The sequence below is a fragment of the Deltaproteobacteria bacterium genome, assembly GCA_019308905.1.
In the GTDB taxonomy this organism is placed as follows: Bacteria; Desulfobacterota; BSN033; order WVXP01; family WVXP01; genus JAFDHF01.
The window spans coordinates 25,257-32,166 of record JAFDHF010000050.1 but is presented as its reverse complement, the minus strand read 5'-3'; the positions used below and the strand labels follow the sequence as shown (position 1 = coordinate 32,166).

At 53.5% G+C, this 6,910-nt stretch carries 9 protein-coding genes; 7 read left to right on the top strand and 2 right to left on the bottom strand.

The window, feature by feature from the left end:
- Both JRJ26_15020 and JRJ26_15015 read right to left on the bottom strand, forming a co-directional pair.
- On the bottom strand, positions 1-123 hold a 123-nt coding region (locus JRJ26_15020; GenBank protein ID MBW2058800.1), incomplete at its 3' end, for a CBS domain-containing protein.
- A gap of 192 nt (positions 124-315) precedes the next feature.
- Positions 316-1,029: a hypothetical protein gene (locus JRJ26_15015; protein MBW2058799.1), complete on the bottom strand. Its 714-nt coding sequence runs from the start codon at positions 1,027-1,029 to the stop codon at positions 316-318.
- Positions 1,030-1,653: 624 nt separating this feature from the next.
- Between JRJ26_15015 and tpx the strand changes: the two genes are divergently transcribed.
- The 7 genes from tpx (at position 1,654) to JRJ26_14980 (ending at position 6,902) form a co-directional block, all read left to right on the top strand.
- Complete coding sequence (gene tpx / locus JRJ26_15010) at positions 1,654-2,169, top strand: thiol peroxidase (GenBank protein MBW2058798.1); 516 nt, start codon at positions 1,654-1,656, stop codon at positions 2,167-2,169.
- A gap of 91 nt (positions 2,170-2,260) precedes the next feature.
- Positions 2,261-2,713 (top strand): ferritin family protein, encoded by a 453-nt coding sequence (locus tag JRJ26_15005; protein ID MBW2058797.1) that lies wholly within the window; start codon positions 2,261-2,263, stop codon positions 2,711-2,713.
- A 60-nt stretch (positions 2,714-2,773) separates the two neighbouring features.
- Positions 2,774-3,148 (top strand): desulfoferrodoxin, encoded by a 375-nt coding sequence (locus JRJ26_15000; GenBank protein MBW2058796.1) that lies wholly within the window; start codon positions 2,774-2,776, stop codon positions 3,146-3,148.
- A 538-nt stretch (positions 3,149-3,686) separates the two neighbouring features.
- The gene (locus tag JRJ26_14995; protein ID MBW2058795.1) at positions 3,687-4,025 is read left to right on the top strand and encodes a hypothetical protein; all 339 of its coding nucleotides are present in this window, start codon (positions 3,687-3,689) and stop codon (positions 4,023-4,025) included.
- A gap of 986 nt (positions 4,026-5,011) precedes the next feature.
- Positions 5,012-5,572, top strand: coding sequence for an alpha/beta hydrolase fold domain-containing protein (locus tag JRJ26_14990; GenBank protein ID MBW2058794.1), 561 nt, complete (start codon positions 5,012-5,014; stop codon positions 5,570-5,572).
- 15 nt (positions 5,573-5,587) lie between these two features.
- Positions 5,588-5,905 carry an alpha/beta hydrolase fold domain-containing protein gene (locus JRJ26_14985; protein ID MBW2058793.1) on the top strand — a complete coding sequence of 106 codons (318 nt, stop codon included), beginning with the start codon at positions 5,588-5,590 and terminating at the stop codon, positions 5,903-5,905.
- A 28-nt stretch (positions 5,906-5,933) separates the two neighbouring features.
- On the top strand, positions 5,934-6,902 hold the full coding sequence (locus JRJ26_14980; GenBank protein ID MBW2058792.1) for an NAD-dependent epimerase/dehydratase family protein: 969 nt from the start codon (positions 5,934-5,936) through the stop codon (positions 6,900-6,902).
- Positions 6,903-6,910 lie beyond the last annotated feature (8 nt).

The window sequence follows — 6,910 nt, the reverse complement described above, 5'->3', positions numbered from 1 at the left end:
GACGGCGACGGACCCGATGTCCTTGTCCACCATGAGGCGGATCGCCTCCTGTATGCTGGCAGTAGTCTCGACAGATACGATATCCCTTGTCATCGCGTTTCTCACCGCGTAGGTCACCTTCATCGCCCACCTCCACTCTTTTTGTTGTGTCCTTCCATCTTCCACCAGCCTCTCGACCGCCGGTGCTGCACACTGTGACGTAATTCTTTTGAATCCTAACCTATTTGGCGGATTTTATAAAGAGGAAGGCTCCTTTCCCGCCAGGGAGACACCGGCCATGGGGATAGGTCTCTTGCCGCAATAGTCCGGGCTCTGCTAGCCCCGGGCCAAGAAGTATCCGGAAAACGTAACCGTATAGTCGACGCGGAAATCACCGCCTTCACCCTTGACGGAAACGGAGACGTTCATGGCAACCTCCGGGCTGAACACTATCCCGGTCTGGAGATGGGAGACCAGATGTGGAGCCTCTGGAACGAGGATGAAATCAAGACCGAGCCCTCTGTCTGCTCCTGCCCCCTTGAGGCTGAGGATCAGTTCGGTCTTGGGGTCTTTGAATCTGGTGGTTACGACAAGATCCGTCAACACAAAGGGCCTCCCCTGCATCTTTGAGACAGAGATAGCGCTGTGGTTGCGGGTCATGTTCTGAGAGTCGACAAAGGAACGGCGGTGCCAGGAGAAGAAGTCGGTGGTATCGCCATGGGCCCGGAGGGGCATAGGATTGGTGATCCGCACCGGTATGCTGCTTCCAGCCCCATTTACGACCTCGACCTGTGAAACATCTGCTATCCTGACCTCTGGGGAGTTGACAACATTGACGTTCCCGGTCACGGTGACCTCTGGCATCTCCCTGACGATCACCTCTGGTGTGTTTGCGACGTTCACGTTCCCCTCGACGACCACACTCCCCTGGACCGGAACGGGCAGGGGGCGGACCAAGTCGACCTTATCGACGAGTTGCCCCCAACTCGGCTCAAGGAGGAGAAAGCTGAATAGAAAAAGACCAGTCAAGTAAGCGGCTTTACCGATCATTTTGGCTCTCCTTTTTCCTAGGGAATACGAGGAGTCGATCGCTTCTCTCCCTTCTTCTAAATAAACCGGAAAGATGCTTTAATCAACACCTAAGGGACTCGATACCTGACTTTTCGATCAAGGATTTTGGTCGTTGTCTTCTCTACATCCGGTTCTCTTTGCCAGGAGAAGGCCCCTATCCCTTCGCTCCCAAGCTCTTGCGGTGACTCTTTCAGTGTTCGCGGGTGGGGAATACCTGCCCCTTCCCCGCACCAAAGAGGGGTTTTCCGGTGCCCGCTCACCTTTGATGGGTATCCCATCGTTTCGGCAATGTCGCTCAGGGACAAGGGTATTCTCCAAGGGGGCGAGGCTCGGACGGCCCTTTCTTGCTTCACAGATTCAGATTCGCATTCCACCATTAGAAAATAGTGGAATGCAAAGGTCAGGAAACTCGAGCTGAAAGGAAAAAAACGGGGCCCCCTTGACATGGGGAAAACCGGAAATATATGCTTCAATCAAGTGACGGTCGGTGAGGGATGTTGGCGGATTGAATATCGGAGACTTTCCTGGGTACCACTACGGGACGAGTTTTCTCGAAGAGGGTTTTCCAGGGAGAAATGACCGGGAAACCGCGAGGAGGTCCGAATGGAAGAGAGACCAGGAGCGGTCACGTTCATGGGCAATCCCCTCACACTTGTGGGCCGGGAGATCCATGTGGGGGACAGGGCGCCGGATTTTGAGACGATTGGAAACGACATGGAAACGGTTCGCTTCGACTCCCTTGCCGGCAAGGTCCGTATCCTCTCGTCTGTCCCTTCTCTGGATACCCCGGTCTGCGACACGGAGACACGGAGATTCAACGAAGAGGCGTCCAGATTCGGCGAAGGGGTAGTGATCCTTACGGTGAGCATGGATCTTCCCTTTGCCCAGAAGAGATGGTGCGGGGCGGCCGGTGTGACGACGGTGAAGACCCTGTCAGATCATCGCGAGGCTGGTTTCGGTCTGGCCTACGGTGTCTTGATCAAGGAGTTGCGCCTCCTGGCGAGAGCGGTCTTCCTGGTCGACGGCAGCGGGGTTGTCAAGTACATTCAGCTTGTCAAGGAGATGACCCATGAACCTGACTACGAGGCCCTCTGGAATGCCGTGAGGAAAATCGTCTGAGCTTCGATCTCTGAAGTGATTCAGGGCGTGACGGGTCCGGGTTTGTCCATGAATCGAGGGGGGAGCAGTGATGGCGGACGGGGGAGAAAGAATGAGTTCGGAAGAACTTCAGACCATTATCGATTTTGCCATAGAGAAGGAGAAGGAGGCAGTGGGGTTTTACAACGACCTAGCCGAGAAGGTCAAGGTGAAGGCCCTGGCAGTGGAGCTTCGCAAGATAGCCGCAATGGAAGAAGGCCATAGGCAACGACTGGAAAAGATGGATGTGGCCGGTGTTGCAACCGGAGTTCCCCACAAGGTACCCGATCTCCACATAACCGAGTATGTAGTGGAGAAGAAGCCCGGCCCGGACATGTCGTGGCAGGATATTGTAGACATCGCCATGCACCGTGAACAGGCCTCGATCAATCTGTACACCGATCTGGAGAAAGTCGTGGACGATCCGCTCGCCAAGCGCCTGTTTCAGAATCTGGCCGAGGAGGAGAGGGGCCATAAGTTCTTCTTCGAAAAGATCTGGGACGATGAGGTCTTGACTTCAAACTAATCGTGCAGTCGGGGTGTTTTCACCGCCGGACAGACTCGACTCGAAAGGGAGGAGGGTGAGATGACCAAGCAACTGGAAATCTACAAGTGTGAGATCTGCGGGAATATTGTGGAAATGCTCCACGAGGGCAAGGGAGAACTCGTGTGCTGCGGGCAGCCCATGAGACTCTTCACGGAGAATACGGTCGACGCCGCCCGGGAGAAGCACATGCCGGTAATTGAACGGACAGCATCCGGGTTCAAGGTGAAGGTGGGGAGTGTGGCCCATCCCATGGAGGAGAAGCACTATATCGAGTGGATCGAGGCGATTGCCGACGGAAAGGCATACCGCCAGTTCCTCAAGCCGGGTGATGCTCCTGAAGCGACGTTCAACGTTCCTGCCGAGAAGATTACCGCCCGGGGGTATTGCAACCTCCACGGCCTGTGGAAAGCCTAGGCAGACAGGTTTGTTCAAATTTGAGGAGGGGTGTCAGCAAAGGGGTCAAGTCTTTTTTTGATCATTTCTACCTAGTTATTCTGCAAACACGCCTAGTTAGCCTCACCCCGTGGCTGATAGTTTAGGAAGGCACACGTCTCTGGGCCGGGATGAAGGGAGAGTTGACCGGCAAGAACCGCTGTCACACCCAGGAATCGAATTCTCCTTTGCCCATGGGGTCAGCCCTTGACATTGGACATTCCGGCAGGTCAGATCCTTCTCCGACTAATGCGGAGGTGATAGTCTCACGCCAGACCAGTACGGATTTAATACCAAGGGCCCTTTTGCCATGTGGTCATCTTTTTCAGCGGAGGTACAGGGAATTGTTGTATTTTGGTGATTGTCTACAAAGACCGGAAACACAAGAAAGCTCGAAGAAGCGATACAGAGATTTTATCGAGAAAGCCGTTACGCAGGTGTCCGACAATCCACCGGAGAGCGTATATCGTGGGGTGAGTCCGGGCGGTCAGACGTTTGTCAGGGAGACCGTGAAAGGGCTATGAGGGATCTGATTGTTCCAAGGCGAGAGGTCTCAGAGAGAAAGGTGTTGGAAGCCTCTTATGGATTTGATGACATCATTGATGCAGCCTCTTCTGATTTCGAGGTGTCCCGGGACGATGTGCTGACAGCTAGTGGCGAGTCGAGATACATCGCCCTCTACTTGATGAAAAGGTTGACAGGCGTAAGGAATAGCCGAATCGGGCAGGTCTTTGGTGGTCTCAGTTATTCATGTATGGCCAAGGGGCACCAGAGATTCTCGGTAAACCAAGCGAGGAACGAGCTATTGAGAAAACGGATTGAGACGATTAAGACCGATCTGTCCAATGTGGAGGGCTAATCCCCTATAAACGCCCTAGGGGGCAACGGCTGAGTCAACAGCACCTCTACCTTTGCCGGAGTTTCTTCCGGTTTTTCGGTGCCAGCGTCGCTGCACCAGTCACCCGTCAGGATTGATGTCTTGTCGGACAAACCCCTCTGTCAAATCCACCCTTTCTGCTCCTTAGGGGACAGGAAAATCTTTGGCTCCAGGCCGTATCCAATTCGTTCTTTCCCCAGGCCTCGTGGTTCTTAAGCCAGCCCCTTGGTAGGTTTGCCGTTCCTGCCACCTCCTTATGCAAACAGCCTTTCGGGCTTGAACACAGCTCGATCCCTCATGATGAGGTATGCTGCCATGGCAGTTTCTAGCGGGGTTGGTCACCGATTAAGGAGCGCCCTGTCAAGGAGTAATAGTTATCTGTTGCAAGAAATATCGTCTCTTGCAGAATGATATCGCGAACGGGGGAGATGGGCCAAATCTTGTCTTGAGTTTTCTTTCTGATTTCTCTTTGCAATCAAAAGCATTTTACCTTGGATGAGATTGATGGTCACCTTGGGTGAGACTGATAGTGGAGGGCGCTCTCATTCTCTTGCTTCCTGCCGTTTGATTTTGGGATGGAGTGAGGACGGCCCTTTGAAAATGACCAGGGAGTCGGAGGGGCTACTCGTAGTGACCAGTTTACATTTCACTTCGGTCCCGGGGCTGGGCTTTCGGAGTATCAACCAGATATAGAGTGTAACATATCGGAGTTACAGAATAACTTGACAGTAATGATCAAAAAAAGACTTGACCCCTGCCCTCCTCGATGATGTAGGGTGTTTCCAACAAGGAAATACAGGATTACCCCCATTGATCCTGGGGAGGATTTCCTTTTAGATTTTCACATGCTGACCCTTTATGGCCCTTTACCGCCAAGGGTGAAGAATATCGGAATGTGTGGCATTGGTGGGAAGTCCATACTTTGACGGGAGATAATATGAAGACTAAAGAAGACATTAAGACCGTTATTGGTGGTATTGGGGATTCTTGTCTTCTCGACCTCTGCAACAAGCGTGCTGGCAAGAACTGGTGAAAAACAGTGGGTCATACGTGAAAAAACAATTCCGGCAGCGCCACAGGCCGGCGGTAAGGTGCTCCGTGATTTTCTTCTCGGTATTCCCCAGCCGGATGTTTCGGCGGTAAGAAAGATCGATCCGAAAAACGAAAATCGCGTCTTCATGTATCTCTATGGAGGCGCCTATGTTTTCAATCCAGGCAAGGCGGGTTTGGCGGAGGCCGTTTTGATTGCGGCCAGGTGCAATATCCGGGTGATATCGGTTGATTACCGGATGCCTCCCAAACACCCGTTCCCGGCGGTGCTGGATGATGCAGTGAATGTGTACAGGGAACCGTTGAAAAAACACCGTGCGGGGTGTATCGCCCTAGGCGGGACCTCTGCCGGAGGCGGATTGACCCCGGCCACGGTCCACAAACTCAAGGCATTGGGGCTTGATGTGCCGGCCGCCCTGTTTGCGGGGATACCCTGGACCGACCTGACAAAGACCGGTGACAGCTATTACATCAATTAGGGTATTGATCACCTCTTGGTAACCAACGAGGGGCTGCTGGAAAGTGCCGCAAAACTGTACGCTGACGGTAAAGACCTGAAAGATCCTCTTGTTTCGCCTGTTTATGGTGATTTTACGGGCTTCCCTCCGGACTTCCTTGTAAGCGGCACACGGGACTTGTTTCTCAGCAATGCGGTTGGGAGGCACATGAAAATGAGAAGGGCACGTGTGGTTGCCGACCTTATGGTGATCGAAGGGGTCTCGCGTGCGGAATATCTGTTCCTGTATGAATCACCGGAATCGAAATTGGTCTATAGCCAATTGAAAGGATTTCTGCTGAAATACCTTGAATAGACAAAACAATAAAGCAAGGAGGCAAGAAATGGCGAATCCAAACAATGTCATTGTCACCGGGGGATCGGGACTTCTGGGGTCTTCGCTCGTACATCAACTCGTCGAGGGGGGGCAAGAACACCCGATCGTAATGGACATCAACCCGGATCCCAAGCGGCTGAAGGATATTATGGACCAGATCGAATATGTGCGGTCCGACGTTGCCGACCCCGAGGCGCTTGCCTCTCTCATCGGCAGGACAAAGCCCACGAAGATTTACCACATCGCAGCGTATCTGGGGGATGCCTGTGAAAGAAACCAGATGGAGGCCGTGCGTATCAACGTGAACGGGTTCATGCACCTGCTGGAGACGGCGAGGCAGCACAACGTGTCCCGAGTGCTCTTTTCCAGTTCCGCCACCACGTATGGAGAGGACCTTGAAGAAGGGGAGGTGCTCAACGACAGAACTCTACAGCGTCCCGCATCATTCTATGGGATTACGAAGGTTTTCGCCGAGAACGCCGGGAGGTATTACAGAAGGAGGTTCGGGCTGGATTACCGAGGGATTCACTATCCCGCTATCATCGGACCGGGTGAGCGAGTCGGGGGTATTGTCAGCTATACCTCGGCGATCATCGAGCACTCGGCGAGAGGGGAATCTTACACGGTGCCCATCAGTCCGGAAATCCGCCTGCCCCTCGTCTATGTGGAAGATGGTGGCCGTGCCCTGATCATGCTGGGAAACGCACCGGCGGAGAACATCAAAACCGTGAACTACTTCATCAACGGCGTCAAGGACCCAGTGCCGACTGCAGGCGAGATGGTGGAGATGGTGAATCGGCACATCCCGGGCGCACGGATTACGTTCGACATCAATCCGGAGTGGGATAAGCTGCTCAAATCCGCCTCCCACCTTGTGGACGACAACAGCTCCGTAAGGGAGTGGGCCTGGAAGCCGAGCTATGACACCTATGACAAGATCATCGACGCCTATCTCCAAGCCCTGAAGAATGAATAGAAAGGAAA

Excerpts from the sequence above, each read along its gene's own strand:
- JRJ26_15015 (MBW2058799.1), bottom strand. The coding sequence starts at position 1,029 with ATGATCGGTAAAGCCGCTTACTTGACTGGTCTTTTTCTATTCAGCTTT.
- tpx (MBW2058798.1), top strand. The coding sequence starts at position 1,654 with ATGGAAGAGAGACCAGGAGCGGTCACGTTCATGGGCAATCCCCTCACA.
- JRJ26_15005 (MBW2058797.1), top strand. The coding sequence starts at position 2,261 with ATGAGTTCGGAAGAACTTCAGACCATTATCGATTTTGCCATAGAGAAG.
- JRJ26_15000 (MBW2058796.1), top strand. The coding sequence starts at position 2,774 with ATGACCAAGCAACTGGAAATCTACAAGTGTGAGATCTGCGGGAATATT.
- JRJ26_14995 (MBW2058795.1), top strand. The coding sequence starts at position 3,687 with ATGAGGGATCTGATTGTTCCAAGGCGAGAGGTCTCAGAGAGAAAGGTG.
- JRJ26_14980 (MBW2058792.1), top strand. The coding sequence starts at position 5,934 with ATGGCGAATCCAAACAATGTCATTGTCACCGGGGGATCGGGACTTCTG.